15 protein-coding genes are annotated in these 15,961 nt (G+C 44.7%); 10 read left to right on the top strand and 5 right to left on the bottom strand.

Annotated elements, in window-relative coordinates:
- The 6 genes from NA59_RS10945 to NA59_RS10970 form a co-directional block, all read left to right on the top strand.
- On the top strand, nt 1-720 hold a 720-nt coding region (locus tag NA59_RS10945), incomplete at its 5' end, for a tyrosine-type recombinase/integrase (RefSeq protein WP_044412408.1).
- The gene (locus tag NA59_RS10950) at nt 717-2,327 is read left to right on the top strand and encodes a hypothetical protein (RefSeq protein WP_044412411.1); all 1,611 of its coding nucleotides are present in this window, start codon (nt 717-719) and stop codon (nt 2,325-2,327) included. The genes NA59_RS10945 and NA59_RS10950, both read left to right, overlap by 4 nt.
- Nucleotides 2,324-4,195 (top strand): site-specific integrase, encoded by a 1,872-nt coding sequence (locus tag NA59_RS10955; protein ID WP_044412414.1) that lies wholly within the window; start codon nt 2,324-2,326, stop codon nt 4,193-4,195. The genes NA59_RS10950 and NA59_RS10955 overlap by 4 nt, the downstream gene beginning before the upstream one ends.
- The gene (locus tag NA59_RS10960; RefSeq protein WP_044412417.1) at nt 4,188-4,577 is read left to right on the top strand and encodes a 26S proteasome regulatory subunit family protein; all 390 of its coding nucleotides are present in this window, start codon (nt 4,188-4,190) and stop codon (nt 4,575-4,577) included. Before NA59_RS10955 ends, NA59_RS10960 begins: the two co-directional genes overlap by 8 nt.
- Before the next feature lie 93 nt (nt 4,578-4,670).
- Nucleotides 4,671-5,198 (top strand): dUTP diphosphatase, encoded by a 528-nt coding sequence (locus tag NA59_RS10965; protein ID WP_044412420.1) that lies wholly within the window; start codon nt 4,671-4,673, stop codon nt 5,196-5,198.
- Between the two features lie 2 nt (nt 5,199-5,200).
- On the top strand, nt 5,201-6,946 hold the full coding sequence (locus NA59_RS10970) for a methyltransferase domain-containing protein (RefSeq protein ID WP_044412423.1): 1,746 nt from the start codon (nt 5,201-5,203) through the stop codon (nt 6,944-6,946).
- A gap of 122 nt (nt 6,947-7,068) precedes the next feature.
- Here the strand turns inward: NA59_RS10970 and NA59_RS14470 are convergent, their stop codons facing one another.
- Entirely contained in the window at nt 7,069-7,860 is a 792-nt protein-coding gene (locus tag NA59_RS14470) for a DNA-binding protein (protein ID WP_052501628.1), read from the bottom strand.
- Between the two features lie 306 nt (nt 7,861-8,166).
- On the opposite strand from NA59_RS14470, the gene NA59_RS15150 reads away from it, so the two are divergent.
- Both NA59_RS15150 and NA59_RS10980 read left to right on the top strand, forming a co-directional pair.
- Nucleotides 8,167-8,310 carry a hypothetical protein gene (locus NA59_RS15150; RefSeq protein WP_157792602.1) on the top strand — a complete coding sequence of 48 codons (144 nt, stop codon included), beginning with the start codon at nt 8,167-8,169 and terminating at the stop codon, nt 8,308-8,310.
- Nucleotides 8,311-8,659: 349 nt separating this feature from the next.
- Nucleotides 8,660-9,253 (top strand): TonB-dependent receptor plug domain-containing protein, encoded by a 594-nt coding sequence (locus NA59_RS10980; RefSeq protein ID WP_044412426.1) that lies wholly within the window; start codon nt 8,660-8,662, stop codon nt 9,251-9,253.
- A gap of 9 nt (nt 9,254-9,262) precedes the next feature.
- On the opposite strand, the gene NA59_RS10985 is transcribed toward NA59_RS10980, so the two are convergent.
- From NA59_RS10985 to NA59_RS14475, 4 genes are all read right to left on the bottom strand, one after another.
- On the bottom strand, nt 9,263-9,934 hold the full coding sequence (locus NA59_RS10985; protein WP_044412429.1) for a response regulator: 672 nt from the start codon (nt 9,932-9,934) through the stop codon (nt 9,263-9,265).
- Between the two features lie 225 nt (nt 9,935-10,159).
- On the bottom strand, nt 10,160-11,029 hold the full coding sequence (locus NA59_RS10990) for a 3'-5' exonuclease (protein WP_044412432.1): 870 nt from the start codon (nt 11,027-11,029) through the stop codon (nt 10,160-10,162).
- A gap of 45 nt (nt 11,030-11,074) precedes the next feature.
- Nucleotides 11,075-12,076, bottom strand: coding sequence for an endonuclease (locus NA59_RS10995; protein WP_198401099.1), 1,002 nt, complete (start codon nt 12,074-12,076; stop codon nt 11,075-11,077).
- A 78-nt stretch (nt 12,077-12,154) separates the two neighbouring features.
- Nucleotides 12,155-12,964: a type II secretion system protein gene (locus NA59_RS14475; protein WP_052501629.1), complete on the bottom strand. Its 810-nt coding sequence runs from the start codon at nt 12,962-12,964 to the stop codon at nt 12,155-12,157.
- Between the two features lie 237 nt (nt 12,965-13,201).
- Here NA59_RS14475 and NA59_RS11005 point away from each other — a divergent pair, with 237 nt between their 5' ends.
- Together NA59_RS11005 and NA59_RS11010 are read left to right on the top strand one after the other, a co-directional pair.
- Nucleotides 13,202-14,557, top strand: a complete 1,356-nt coding sequence (locus NA59_RS11005) for a Y-family DNA polymerase (RefSeq protein WP_044412435.1) — start codon at nt 13,202-13,204, stop codon at nt 14,555-14,557.
- Nucleotides 14,558-15,491: 934 nt separating this feature from the next.
- The coding region (locus tag NA59_RS11010; protein WP_044412438.1) for a hypothetical protein at nt 15,492-15,961 on the top strand (470 nt) is incomplete at its 3' end.

A 15,961-nucleotide genomic window follows, 5' to 3' on the forward strand; every position in this document is an offset into this window, starting at 1 on the left:
GGAAACCAAAAAAATACGGCTAATGTGATGCTTAAAGAAAATGTTGCCGCTTTACAGATTTTGACTAAACAAGAGGTCAAAACTTTAATGGCTCACCAGTGTTTTATCTCTCAGCAACTAATTTATCGTTTAGCCCTTCAAACAGGCATGCGTAAAGAGGAATTGATGACGTTTCCAGAGAGTTACATACAAGACCCTAAAACCAAGCGTGGTAAGGCGATTGTGCCGGTTGTATTGAGTTCCAAGGATATGGCGGTGATAAACGGGCAAGGGGGCACAAAAGGCAATAAGGAACGAACAATTCATATCCCTATATCCCTATATGAGCGGCTGTGGCAGTACAAGTTGCATGAACGATATGAATTGCTAGTAAAGAATGAGGTCAGTGAACAGAAAGCATTGCTATTGAATCGGTTTGGGCGACCTTATTCGATAAAAGGCTCGATACTGAATACGAAACTTAAAGAGATTGTCGGGCGAAAAGATATTAGCCTGCATAGTCTTAGACATACTTATGCAACATTTAAGCTGTATGGACTTAAAAACAACCCGGATTATCGAGGAAACGCATTGGTTTATGTTCAAGACCGTTTAGGCCACTCTAGCATTCTAACCACACAAATCTATCTGCATTACCTTGAGGACTTAGAAGGCGATTTGATGACTGAATATGACCAAGATATTGACCAAATCTGCCTTGAAGCGGAGGGGTTAGCATGAAAAAACGTAAAGACTTTAGTCAAGCTCCTTTAGCCCCTGTGGTAGACCAAGATGGAGTCGTTGTCACAACACCTGTTTTACAGACAAACATCCCGCAAAATAAGGTCGTGTCGTTTGGTGTAAATGCAAAGAACCAACGAAATTACGACTTCACGCAACACTATGGTCAAGGCATTGATTCAATTACCAGTGCAGTACAACAAACCATTGAAATCATGCTCTCTGAGTCGGTGGTGGAAACTTCAACCATTTCAAATTATTGCTACAATGGGTTTTCATATTTTGCTCAGTATTTTGCGATTTATACAAAAGCCATGAATCGAGAGCTGGGGTTATTAGATATTACCTTTGAATTGACTGAAAACTATATCCAGCATCTAAAAAAAAATTACCCAAATGGTTCTTCAGCTAAAAACTTTTACACGCAAACAAAATCTATTCTCATCAAAATGCAAGGCATGGGTTGGCTTAATCGTTTTGATTTTCCGAAGAACCCATTCCCTAACTCGAATCGGAAAATGAAAGGACAAACAGCCTTCTCTAAAGCCGAGCGTAAGCGTGTGGCTCATGCGTTAAAGGTTGATGTAAACAAGATTCTGAAGAAAAACGAGCCATTAAACAGTTATGACTTGACCATCATATTGTTAGCGATAGCACTGCGTTCTGGTATGAATACGACACCACTTCTGGAAATGACTACGGACTCCATTCAAGACCATCCATTAAAAGAAAACCGTAAACTGTTGGTGCTCTACAAGCGTCGAGGCAATGCAACGCACATCCAGAATCTGCGTCACTCAACCAATGTTGAAAACGTACAGACGGTCTTGACAGATGTTGCGGTCATGGTTCAGCATGTCATCGACATGAATCAGTCTTTAAGAGCTGAGAGCGGCACGGGTTTAGTGTTTTGCTATCGTGCAACTAGTGCAAATGGCAACATAGCACTGGGTAAAATTACTACAGCCATGAACAATACCCTCAAAGCCAACATTAAAAAATGGGTCAAAGTAAAAGACTTGAAGAACGACAGTGGCGACCCTTTGCAAGTCAATATCTCACGCTTCAGGAAGACTTTTGAAAACCGTATTTGGGAGTTATCAGGTGGTGATCCATTTGTCACAGCGGCCTTGGCGAACCATTCGCTTAAAGTCTCGCAAACACACTATCTTGAAGCGCCAAAAGAAGCGGAGAAGAACTTTAATTACATGGGTAAGGTACGAACAAAAGAACTGCTCTCAAATGTGAAAGTGATTGAGAATAACACGCCTGTTTCCAAATGTTCTGATATTTCAAATCGTTCCGATAAAAACGGCAATAAAATCTACTGTACCGACTTTTTAAGCTGTGTGCGCTGTCGCAATATGGTCGTGACAAAAGAAGACCTGTATCGCCTATTCTCGTTCTACTGGCTGATTGTCTATGAGCGTGAGCAAATTGGGGCAAAGCGTTGGAGCAAATACTTTGCGCACATCATTCGCATCATTGACCGTGATATTGCGCCACAATTCGATGCAGACTATGTGGCAACGATAAAAGCCGAAGCCCAAGCCAATCCTCACCCTGCTTGGAAACACCGCAATCAATTGGAGGAGGCTGTCGCATGAGTCAAGTATTACAAATCAGCGCAACCGACTATTGCCGCCCACAAAAAATGCATGAACTCGATGACTCAGTGCTAAAAGTCTTGCCAATATCGTCTTATCAACTACCTGATGGAAGCCATAAAGTCATCAGCCAATACGGTGATGATATATGGCGATTAGAGGATGCTCGTTTTCCATCGAACACAATGGATAATCAAAAGAAACTCCGCTTTAATACAATTCCAAGTCAGTTCGTGGAAGCGGTCAAGTTTGCGCTCAAGCATTACGACATTAAGCAAAACCCTTCGGGTGCTACTTTGCTCGGTGTGTTTAAGCATTTGAAACCTTTTCTTGCATACTTGAACAGCATTGGTGTCCAAAGCACCACTGGCATTACCCCTTTGCATTGCGCCAACTATGTTCACCAGTGCAAAACGGAGATTTCCAAAAAAACCAAAAAACCACTGTCTAAAGGCACTTTAACTCATCGTTTTTTAGCGATTGAAACTCTGTATCACAATCTCAAAGGAACGCAATGGTCGTTTGAGCATCCTTGGATGGAGAGTTCTGCAAGTTATTTAGCGGGGAATCATTCTCAAGGGAAGAAAACCGCTAAAACTCAAGTCATTCCTGATGATGAACTCAAAGTGCTGATAAACCACTGCAACAAGGTTTTGGAACAAGCGAATAACCTAATTCAAATTCAATCAGAAATTGAAATTGAGAGAGTCAAACTCGCTGAAACAATCAAGGGAAAGTCTGATATAAGTGCCGCCATTACCAATCGTTTTCTCAAGCCCCAAGGATATTCAGGGTTGAAAGAATTTAACGCTATGTACAGCGACATCCCTGGTGCAATGGCAATTATTATTCTCACTTTTTCAGGTATCCGTATTCACGAACTCTGTGCTATTCAATTCGATGCGTATCGCATTGAGGATAATGAAGAAGAGGTCTATTACTGGTTAAAATCGCACTCTAGTAAGACGCATGAGGGCTATACCGAATGGCTTGTTCCTGAAATTGTTATCCAAGCCATTGAGGTGCAAAAAGCCTATATCAAACCATTACAAGAAAGGTTATGGCAAGAGCAAGCGGAACTGCTTTCTAACGATCCGCATAGCCCTAGAGGGTTGAAGATTAAGAGCTTTAAGAATCACCTGTTTTTGACCAACTCATTGCAACAAGGTAATCAGGTGAACTCGTTGAGTAATTATGCCTTTGGCCAGCGATTAAAAGCCTTTGGTGATGCACTTGGCGTTAAAGGGTTAGCCGCCCACCGATTTAGACGCACCTTTGCGGTTTATGTGGCGCAGTCAGCTTATGGTGATTTACGTTACCTCAAACAGCATTTTAAACATTGGGGAATGGACATGACTTTGCTTTATTCAGCAAATCGATCCCAAGACGAAGAGCTTTACGATGAAATCGCGATACAAATTAAAAACTTCAAAATCGCACGCGTGGAGGAGTTTTTAGATGAAGATACGATTATCACGGGTGGCCTTGCCAAAAAATTGATCTCGTATCGGTCAAGCAATGAGTCTGTTAAGACTTTTGAGAACCGAGCGGCGATGGCGGAGCGCATTTCAGATACTGTGCATTTGCGCTCAACTGGTCACTCATGGTGTACCTCTGATAATGCTGGCTGTGGTGGGCGCTCCGTGATCGAGGGAACCGAATGTGTTGATTGTGATGGATCCATTATCGAGAAGAAACGGCATGGTGAATACTTTAAAGGCATCTACATTCAGCAATTAGAATTAAGACAAATAGATGACATTGGTGAGGCAGGAAAACAGCGTGTGGAACGGGATATTGAGCGTTGTGAACGTGTTTTAAAAGACCTTGGTATGTGGAATGAAGTGAAAGAGGTATCTAATGTCTAACTCAACCGAAAAAGAAATTAGAAATGCCCTGATACGCTTAAAGCATGGCAGACCAAAAGTAGTCGATAAGAAACGCAAAATTAGTATCAGTGCGCTGGCAGATGAAGCGGGAGTGTCAGACTCAACCATTCATAATCGTTACCCTGAAATAGCAGCAGAAGTCCGAGAAATCATTGGCAAAGAGCACAAGTCTCAACGGGATGAAAAGAGTGAAAAACTGAAGCTTGAGAAGGCTAAGAACAAGGAATTACGAGACTACATTGAGCAGCTTGAATCCGATATACGCAAGCTCACTTCCATCAACGCCACGCTGAGTAACGAAAATGTTAAACTAAAAGCGGAAATGGCAAGTGGTAAAGTAATACGGATCAACCAAAATTAAAGGGGTTTATAACCATGAAAAAACTTAAAAAGTCTTACAGTGTGCATAATGCACTATTTTCAACGACTTACTTTAATGTAAGCCTTATCAAGGTTGTATAATTTATGGTGGAAGGCGGGTCAAACCGATTTAGCAAATCTGCGTGTTGAAACCGTGGATATCCTACATTTTGTGGTTTCAAAATTGGTTGTTGAAAGCTATGCGCAATCAAAAATAAATTCCATAGAAACAGTGGTTGAAGTCTTGGAGGCCACTTATGCTCATCCCATAACGGGCCTAAATTGGGTGGCTTATTTTAAAGCCATTAGTTTGCATACGCTAACGGGTGAAAATGCCAAATTATTACAGCACTTGTTTGGTGTGTTTGCAAAGCTTGAGATGGATCAGGTTGCCATTCATCATGCGTATCTAACCAAAAACTTATTAAATCATTACCGGCAGGCGCGCGGCTATAAAGATCCAAATGGCGATTATCTTAAGCTTATAGGGGGTAGAGAAGACAATGTTGTTTTTGGCGAGATTATCGCTCAGTTAGAACAAAACCTCTCCCTTTCTCAAATCAAAACCCAATCGTTTGCGCAGATGGATCAAGTTGTAGCGGATTGTCGCAATAGGCTGTGAGGATGAGTGATAACACGCTGGATGTCTATAACGCTAACGCACAGGATTTTGAAGATCAGTATTTAGCCATTAGTTGTGAATCTGTGCATCAGGCCTGGCTGGCGGATCATTTACCCCAACAGGGTCGGGTGCTTGATGTGGGGGCAGGGGTTGGACGCGATGCATTGTATTTTGCGCAAAAGGGTTTGGATGTGGTCGCGGTGGAGCCGGCCGAGCAGTTGCGTTTACGTGGTAAATCATTAACAAAATCCATCTCAGTGCATTGGGTGAATGACAGTTTACCCGAGTTATCTAAAGTTTATCGCTTACAAATGAAGTTTGATCTGATCCTGCTGAGTGCGGTATGGATGCATATTACGCAAGCGCAACGCGCGCGTGCTTTTCGAAAACTCAGCAATCTGCTTAAACCCGGTGGCAAACTCATTATCAGTTTACGTCATGGACCATCACCTGACGCACGTGTTATGTATCCCGTCTCGATAGATGAGCTCAACACTCTTGCGCAGCAATCAGGTCTAACTATAACATTTTTAGGGCGTGATGAAGACCAGCTTGAGCGCCCCGAGGTGTTTTGGGAAACCGCTATAATTGGGTTGCCCGATGATGGCAGTGGGGCATTCCCGCTGATTCGCACGATTTTGATCAATGATGCGAAAGCGGCGACCTATAAGTTGGCGTTGATGCGCACACTCTTGCGTATTGCGGATGGTCATCCTGGGGCGGTGTTGCGCTATGAGGATGATCGCGTGATATTGCCCCTAGGGTTGGTGGCACTTTATTGGGCGCGTCAATATATGCCCTTATTACAGGCAGGATTACAACAAAACTCCGTGGCATCAAAAGGTTTAGCGTTTGTTAAAGAGGATGGCTGGTTGCAGCTGGGTGGGATCAGCGCACAGGACTTTGCGGTTGGTCAGCGATTTGAGGGCGAGCAGGCGGGCGCCTTGCATCGAACGCTTAAACATATTTGTACAACGATTCGAGACAATCCGGCTAAATTTATCACTCACCCAGGTACACAGCAACCCTTGTTTGATGTGTCGACCAGCCGAACCCCTATTCAACAGCAATCACTCAATTTGGATTTAAAAACCTTGCATCAGTACGGTGAGATCGCCATACCCATTCGGGTATGGCAGACGATGAGTCAGTATGCATGCTGGATTGAACCGGTAGCGATACAGGAGTGGGCGCAATTGATGCAGCGTTTTAGTGATAATCAATCGGTGGCGCTACATACGATCTTGAGCAAGTTGAGCTGGATTGATGCGAAGCACGCAACGCATTATGCTCGCCAGCGGGTTGATCAGCTCTTAGCTCAAGAGACACCGCTGCATTGTGTTTGGTCAGCGAAGCCCCTTCGCTTGAATCAGGCGTATGCGATTGACCACTGTCTGCCGTTTGCACGCTGGCCTAATAATGATAATTGGAATCTGCTACCTTCCCATACCCAGATAAACCTCTCAAAGAGTGACAAACTGCCCTCGAAGGATTTGCTGTTGCATGCAAAGCCGCTGATTATGGATTGGTGGCAGCGGGCCTGGTCTGAGACACCGGTACAGCGATCAATTTTCTTTAGCCAAGCTTCGCTCACGTTGCCCGGTTTAGGTGTGAGCGAGAGCATGGATGATGTGTTTGAGGCATTGCAACTACAAACCAGCCGGATTGGCGATCAGCAGCAGCTGCTTTGGTTTGATATAAGCCCTAAACCCACGCTTATGTCAGCCGGGATGATGTTGGGAATTTGAGATGTCTAACAAAGAATGTGTAATGGGCCAGGTGTGGTGTTAGCTAAAACACCATCACGCTAGTCAGTGAGCATGGGCAAAGCCATGAATGGTTAAAAAATAAAGTGGCTTAGCACTCTGGTTTATGTGTGTTCTACCGGTGGTTGATGATAAGCGTTGTGTTGTGCCCGTAGTGTTTTGTTTTCTGTCTCCAGACGAGTGATATCTTTATTGAGTGCGCGCTGTTCGGCACGTGCTTCAATGAGTTCTGAATGGGTTTGGTGTTGTTGCTCAACGAGCGTTTCAAGTTTTGCTCGTACACTGAGATAGTCTTTTTGCTCGAACTGGTATCGTGCCTGCTCAATGTTGAGTTTTTGAATTTCATCGCGATAGGTGAGGGCCTCGGTTTCATATTTATGCGCACGGGCATCGGCTGCTTCAATCAGGGTGTTAGCTTTGTCTTGCGCGGCTTGAATTTTATGCGCGCCATCGCGCTCTGCTTGTATGGCTTGGTTAAGCTGATTCATGAGTGTGTCTATCTTGGCTTGTGCTTCAGATTGTGTTTGCTCAATGAGTGATTGAGATTGGCTAGTGATTTGGTTGATTTCTTCTTGCTTGGCCTCAAGGAGCTCGACTAGCTCATTGATCTGTTGTTTTTGTCGTTGCGCAACACCGGCTATTTCATGGGTGCGTTTCTCTAGCAGTGTATGAATTTCAGAGGCAATCAGCTTGGCTATTTCGGTACTGCCGATTTGGTTGGCCATACTGGCGACTTCTTGGTCGCGTTTTTCAAAAAAATCACGCAGATATTTCGATACAGTTTCAGTCTTTCCCCCAATCACACTCATTACACCGCGCACGGTAGGGCGGATGCCGTTGGCTAGCATCTCTGAGGCGGCTTTTTCGACTTGTTCATAGCTCAAGATGGTTTGCATAGGGTGGATTCCTCAAAATGTATTTCGCTCATTATAAACAAAAATGAAATGGGTAACTTATTTTAAAGGAAACAAATGTTTCCTGTTTCCCTTTTGTGGCAGGCGATAGGGAGGTATGGGTAGTGATTTAGTTATGAGTAGGGGAGTGTAGTTTACACAGAGGACAGTGTAATGAGTGGGGCAGCGGGCATTCAAGCAGTCGTTCTTTAGTCAGAAAATTTATGCTATTGCTATCGACTGGCTCGATGGTATTTGTTTTTGAGTTTTAAAGACAAGGTGGGTGCGACTCAATAGCGTTTAAGGTCTTTGGCTGAACCGGAGTCGGGTGACTATTGGCAATTGCTTGATTGGATTACACTTTTTGAAAGTCATGCGCCCATTCGTTTTAAACCCTTTAACGGTTGTCGGCAATCTCGCCAACTCGATGTAAAAGTGACCCACCAGGCCTAGTTGTAAACAATGGTTAAAATAAATAAAAACAATTATTGATTAGATTAACTGTTTGTGTATAATGGTAATCGTTATCAAGTGGTTACCTTTATTATTTGGAGTTAGGTTATGAATGCACATTTAAACAAGTTAGACGGCGCGACGCAAAGCATTGTCATTGCCTGTTTGGTGATTTCGTTTGTAACGATGCTTGTAGGTGCGTACTTCGCCAGCTAAGCATTAGCCACAAATAACTAAAGCTTTATTGTTTTTTTTCATGTCTCTTTTAGTCCTTAACTCGGCAGCCATTGGCTGCCTTTTTTTATCAGACAATTAGTTTGTTTTTTTACTAAGTTTTTGAGGTATTCCTATGTGTTTAACGTTGCGTTTAAAACCGATTGCCGCGCTGTGTTGTGTGTCGTTATTGTCGCCTGTTGCATTAGCAGGCACTCAAGTGTTGGATAAAATTACCATTACCTCGGCCACTAAAACCGAACGCACACTCGAGCAAACACCTGTTTCAGTTGAGGTGATTGACGAGCAGGCGATTAAAGCGATTGGCGCGACGACCTTTGCAGATATTTTGCGTCATAGTGAAGGGGTGTTTATGAATCCAGATCAACGCGCTATGTCGATACGGGGTGTTAGCGCCAAGGGTGTGTTGTTATTAATTGATGGGCGACGTGTGGCTAGCGAGTTTACCAAAAACTACGATGCGGGGCGCATTCCTGTCGCGAGCATTGAACGGGTGGAAATAATCAAAGGGCCAATGGCGGCGCTTTATGGTTCGGATGCTTTGGGTGGCGTGATTAACATTATCACCAAAAACCCACAAGATGGAACGGAGTCGAGTATCACTGTCAGCGGTGGCACGAGTCATAAGGGTGAGGCCGGCCAAATGCAAGTTGAAGCGGATGTGCGTGGTCGTGCTGGCGCTAGGCGTGCGCTACATGGAGCCGCCTAGCACTAACAACTATTCGATTTCTAATAACTTAACCTTGGTTAAACCCGAGTCTGTCGCATAATGAGTGATTTCAGCTGGCGATGTGGCACCTAGCTTAGTCATTAGGTTCTCACGGTGCTTAGACACGGTGCGATCACTAATTTCTAACATTTCAGCGACTTCTTTTGTTTTGTAGCCCTCGGCAATCAACTTGGTTACTTGTTTTTCACGAACAGATAACTTGCGTATATTGCGTTTTTTCTTCACGTTTGAATCTGCATCCAAGAGATTGGCAACATGCGGTTTGATTTCGTTAGAAATAAAACGCTCACCTTCAAAAACCTGCTTAATACCGGCCAACAAGTCTTTCTTAGCGATATGTTTAGTGGCAATACCATGCGCACCCAGCTCAATCGCTTCTTGCCAAACACTTGGGGTTTCAGCCGCTGTTAAAACAAATATTTTTGTTTCTCGATGACGACGGCGTAGCTGGCTAATAGTATTTAAACCATTTAACTTAGGCATCGCTAAAGATAAAACAACAACATCAGGATCTTTTGCTCGCACCTGCTCCATACAAACGATACCATCTTCAGCTTCAGCGACTACTTTAAAGTCTGGATCCGTTTCAATGATCATTTTTAATGCTTCACGAATTAAGCCATGATTTTCTGCCAGCAACAAATGAATTTTTTTGCTCATACCCTTCTCCATCCATCTTCGTTAATATAACTCAAAAAACGTAGCATATTATTTAGATAATCTCGCTAAGTCTGACAAGATTAAACAATTTACATGCATCTTGTCTAAACAAGATGCGCCATTGTTTTTCTTGTGTTAATAATAACACGTACCCTCTTTCCTTAAAAGTGTTTAGCTCCATAAGGTATCAATGACAAACGTTTGTGGGTTGAGTGACAATCGCCTCTAGGCACGTGTTGAGTAGCGATCTAAAGCGCTGAGCTCAATGCGCTCTGGTTTTTTACAGCCCAGCGAAGATAAAAAGGCGAGGGCCTCATCCACTTGATCAGCGCTAAAGCTTTTGGTCCACGCTTTTGCCCTTAGGCCATTATCCTCCCAGCGAAAACCGGCCGCTTTCAGGTTGTCTTTTGCCTCAAAAGGCGCACCTACCGCACGCAGCAGGGTGGTTTTAACGCGTGCCTTAGATAAGAGATGATGAAATACCGGTCTACCATCGGGTGCGGGAAGTGAGAGGAGTTGAACCATGATATCCACATCCGCTAAGGCTTGATGTGCATCAAAGTAGAGCCCACCAATTTTATAAGCCAGCCACTCCAGCTTGCCTTTGGTGCCAAAGAGTGTAAACCAGTCCACCTCCACCATCGCGCAGCCCCAATGTTTTTGAGCAAAAACAGGAGCAAATCGCTCAAGGATAGGACGATCAAATCCCGCGTTATACGCGACTACCAACACGCACTCATCCACCAGTGTTGTGACCTGATTCCAGTCGATAGCTTGACCCGTTAGCATTTCATCACTATAGCCGGTGACTTTTTTTACCTCATCACTGAGTGGCTCGCCCGGGTCGTTAAAGGACTGATAAGCGGTGCCAACACAGTAAAAATTACCCGCTGCATCAAATTCCACAATACGCATGGCTAGATCAATCACCTTGCACTCAGCGGTATCCAGCGAGGTGGTTTCGGTATCTAGGAAACAAACTTTACGTGTTTCAGGGCCGGGTTTATTAAAGCGGGGAGCTAATCCATTAAATTTTTTTAGCAGTTTAAATTTATCAGATTGCTCGATCACACTAATGGCGTCATGGAGGGTCATCGTCTGTCCTTTGAGTGAGAATTTAATTAAGTATCTGTATTGTGATTATCGACAGTTCCCTGCTTTGCGATATCCCGCATCGATGGCTTGGGCTTCGGAGCTAAAAATGACACGATTAGCCTCAGACATCGCATTAAAGCTTGGGCAGTGGGCCAGGTGATAAATTTTGCTATTTTTATTGGCGTGCACGATGTTGGCGGTTTCAGGAGCGTCGTTGTTTTTGGGCAGGGCAGCGGGGTGATGTGCGGGAATCGGTGACACTAATCCGGAAAGCGAGGGCTTAAAGCCGATGTGCCATGATTTCTCGCCCGTGACAAAGGGGTTGTTGTGCCCCATTCGGCTAGCAATGCGTCGATCTCTTTCACGCTCCCACTCGGTGGGTGCAAATTGTTTATCCCAGGCCATGAAAAGCTGTTGTTGCTGCCTTGAGAGGGTAACGCCATAAAAGTCAGCCATATAAAAATACACACGTGCGGCCATGCCTTTAACTTGATCGCGAGGCTCGGCAACACGCTGAGCAAAATCAATTTTTACATCACACTGGCCATGCTGATAGGGCGTACTGGGGAGAACACCAAAGCGAAAGTTAGAGCGATCACCATTCACTTCACCTACTGCAATCGTCAAGTTATGCATGTCGGCCTCAGCGAGATTAAAGACGGGGTCGGTTTTCTGGCAGTTTTGGCGACCCCCATTTTGCCAGCATTGGCGCTGTTGACCTACCGCGCTAATCGGCGTTATGTGTTCAAACTCCGTACGAGCGGCACGTACTGCTTGAGAGCGAACCTGATAGCCACATGAGGCGTGATCTACACGTCCACCTGAGCGCCCAACCCAGTTCCAATCACACCCACAGTAGAACTCGCCACCCACTTGATGGCGATCAAAGTAAACGTATTGCTTGGTTTCTATCTTGGCTCTATCAAAATTGGCCGGTGCACTAATAACAGGGGTTGCTTGTAAAAATAGTAGCAGCGCACACCCCATGATCATGATCAACAGGGTTAGCGATCGCAAAACCTTAAGATTGGATTTGGTAGCTATCAATTATGACTCCTTATAATTGGCCGGCCTTTTGATTTTGTATCTGAGCTCAAGCATCCACTGGTTTGAGTGCAGGGCTACTTAACAAGGGTTATTGCGCCAGTTTGAACCCACAGGATTGCTAAAACTTTTGGCGTTATACCAATGCGCTTGGGTGCTATCGAGAGCGTCCAGGTGGTTTTTTTGGCTGATAATGCGTGGGCAGATGCCGGCTAACCAGTCATCATGTGTCAGGGTGATGATGATGGCGGGACGATCAGGGCGATTAAACTGCTTGGCTGCGGGATCAATACGATAATCCTCGGCATTGTTTTGGCTATCAATTAATAGAAAAGCCACGATGTCGGTTTGGTTGCCGACTTGGATTAAATCGGTTTTCGCCGGGTCGCTACCAATTTGATTACGATTAAGCGGGGTGAGAACATTGCTTGAGGTGTTATGATCGTTATTGCTAAACACATAGCGGCTATCGACCACATATTGAATCGCTACTTTGTGCGTAGGGTAGAAGCTAAAGTGGCGCTCAATCATGTTTTGCGGTAAGTACCCCATCACCAATCCATTTTCGTCCTCGGAGCTCATGCCACAAGGATGAATCATTTGACCCGTTGGGCTATCGGTTGCGCAAGGTAAATAGCCCGGTCCAATAACTTCAGAGCTGGGGTAAAAGTTGGGTGGGTCATTGGTATCGGTAGCAAACAACTCAGGCGTACTGGCTGCAAATATGAGTAAAGCGTTTTTGGCGTCTTTGAGATAGGCTACATCGCCCGTTGTTTTAGCAAACTTTAAGCTCTCAACACTCGGCTTAACGGCATATAACAGTACGCCACTGCCTACACCTAATATGATTAAAAAATAAATTAGAGAGAATCCGCGTTGTTTTGTAGCCATATTATATTCACTTGCTTATTTTAAAGAGTGGTTAGTATATCACCTTGGTGTGTATTTCATAGCAAAGGAGGTTAGAACATCTAATTTTTAATGCGTGAAGGCTGGGCAAACGCTTTAGGGCTTCAATTGAATTAGGCTTGAGTTGAGCTGGTTTTTTTGTTGGTATAAACGCACTTTGGTGCATTGAAAGTTGTTACAATAATATCATTGTTACGATAATCAAATGAGGTTTGAAGTATGGCGGTGTTTGCGTTAGTGGATGCGAATAGTTTTTATGCGTCTTGTGAAATCACGTTTAATCCCGCATTGGAAGGGCGCCCTGTGGTGGTGCTTTCCAATAATGATGGTTGTATTGTGGCGGCCAACAAAATCGCCAAAGACCTGGCTAAACAATATTCACAAAACTATGGGCGGGGTGGTTATCAATCGGCTAAACCGACCAATATGATGTTCCAGCCTTATTTTAAGGTAGCCAAGTTTCTTGAACGATTTAATACCGCTGTGTTTAGTTCGAATTATGAGCTCTATGGTGATATGAGCGCGCGGATGCATCGCATGCTCGGTGAGTTTGCTTCGCATCAAGAAATCTATTCGATTGATGAGTCGTTTTTAGATTTCAGTGGGATGCAAAAATGGAATCTAACCGAATACGCTCAAACCATCAAACAAACCATCAAACAAACCATTCAGCAAGGATTAGGGCTTCCGGTTGCGGTGGGTATTGGGCATTCTAAAACCCTTGCCAAGCTAGCCAATCATTTAGCCAAGAAAATGGATGGCTATAACGGTGTGCTGGATCTCACCGCACTGAGTGAACCTATCGTTAATAACTTGTTGTCGCGTATTCAAGTGGGCGATGTTTGGGGTGTTGGGCGCAAACTCTCCGAACAGCTTATCAGTATGAAGATTAATAGCGCGCTGGATTTAAAGCAAGCTGATCTAAAGAGTATCAGAAAACGCTTTTCGGTCGTCATGGAGCGCACTGTGTTGGAGCTCAACGGCCAGGCCTGCTTGGCGCTAGAAGAGGTTCCGCCTGCCAAAAAACAAATCATCAGCTCCAAATCCTTTGGTCAATCGGTGAGCTCATTGGACTATCTGGAACAAGCGGTTGCTACCTACACCACTCGGGCTTCAGAAAAGTTGCGCGCCCAAGGCTCCGTCTGTCAGTACATCAGTGTGGCGATACGCACCAACCCGTTTAATGAGCGCGAATCCTTTTATGCCAACCATCACACCTATGGCTTAGTCTATCCAACCGATAGCACTATTTTGTTGGTGAAAATGGCTAAACGTGCGCTCAAGCGTATTTATCAGCCAGACCTTAACTACCACAAAGCCGCCATTACGCTATCGGATATTCAACCCAAGGGCGCGATGCAATTAGATGTGTTTGCCCAAGACCCTAAGTTTTCGGCTAATCCTAAATCCGATGCGCTGATGGCGGTCATGGATAAGATCAATCAAACTATGGGGCGGGGCAGTGTGCAGTTGGCGGCAGAGGGGTTGCATCACAAAGCGCACTGGGAAATGCGCCGCAATCATTGTTCGCCGCGTTATACCACCCGGATTGATGAGATTTTGACGGTCAACTAGCTCTATTAAGCGTAACAAAAGGCATGCCTAGAATTCTGGTATATTAGATTTGCACTAAGCATCGGCGACTTAGGACGCCGGCACCTTACCCAACAGCCCCTCACCACCCCCTTTCAGCCAAAGCCTTTTCGCCTTTTCGGTCAATCCGTATAGAAAAAGCGTTAGCATGCAAGTAATTCGTAAAGCACTTTCAAACGATTTTCCGAAATCTTTCCCGAAGACTTTCCGAAAAACTAATAAAGTCTAATTAATTTCAAACACTTAGAAGGTTGCTTTCACTAAACCGACCCGTTTTGTTGCTCTACAGCAGCCAGAGTATCGAGGCGGAGCACGGTAAAGTCTTCCCCGACGATTTTCCGAAATCTTCCCCGACGATTTTCCGAATAATTGAAAATACCGTTATAATACAGCAGCATATAAGCGATACCCGTTTTAACTAACGTTACCTTTTAATTTTGGGACATCAATGTCACCATGCGGTGTTTGAAGGGGACACTGGTGTCACCATGTGGTATTTGAAGGGGACACTGGTGTCACCATGTGGTATTTGAAGGGGACACTGGTGTCACCATGCGGTATTTGAAGGGGACACTGGTGTCACCATGCGGTATTTGAAGGGGACACTGGTGTCACCATGTGGTATTTGAAGGGGACACTGGTGTCACCATGTGGTATTTGAAGGGGACACTGGTGTCACCATGCGGTATTTGAAGGGGACACTGGTGTCACCATGCGGTATTTGAAGGGGACACTGGTGTCACCATGTGGGCTAAATGCAAAACAATAAGCATTTGTACTTACAAAACTCAAGATTTGACGCCAAAATCTTTCCGAAAAAACCAAGCTTTTCAAAATGCAATTCGCGTTACCTTTTCCGAAGTAATGTTATTTTAGCGATTTTTTCTAAAAAAACCGTCCGGCAAAAATCGTTACCTTGGCCTATTTTGAATACAAAGGCCTATCGAAGGATTTTTTCACCCATCAACCGGACAGCCAGGCCTGGCAACAAAGCTTCCCGCCCAATGTATTAGCGGCGCTCAAAGACTTTGAGCAACGCTTTGAAGGCCATACCTTCAGCGCACTGTGGTTTGTGAGCCGCAGTGAAGCCGCCTGCCAACTGCTACTGAGCGCACCGACACTGCTGTGGATGATTATGGACTATGCCAAATCCCACCAGCTCGAACCCGACCAGGTCTGGCCATGGTTTAGCGCTAAACGTAAAACCATCGTGGGGCTTTATCAGCTCCCACAAAACAATGCCACGGTTCACTTGCTCAGCAAATACCACTCGGATCACAAATTCTCACAACGCGATATTGAGCTGATTCAACAGCTCTACACCAGAAGCTTTTATAACGATAAAAAACACGGCCACATTCCTTATTTTGACCCAATGCGCATCCG

The organism is Thiomicrospira microaerophila (assembly GCF_000934765.1).
In the GTDB taxonomy this organism is placed as follows: domain Bacteria; phylum Pseudomonadota; class Gammaproteobacteria; order Thiomicrospirales; family Thiomicrospiraceae; genus Thiomicrospira; species Thiomicrospira microaerophila.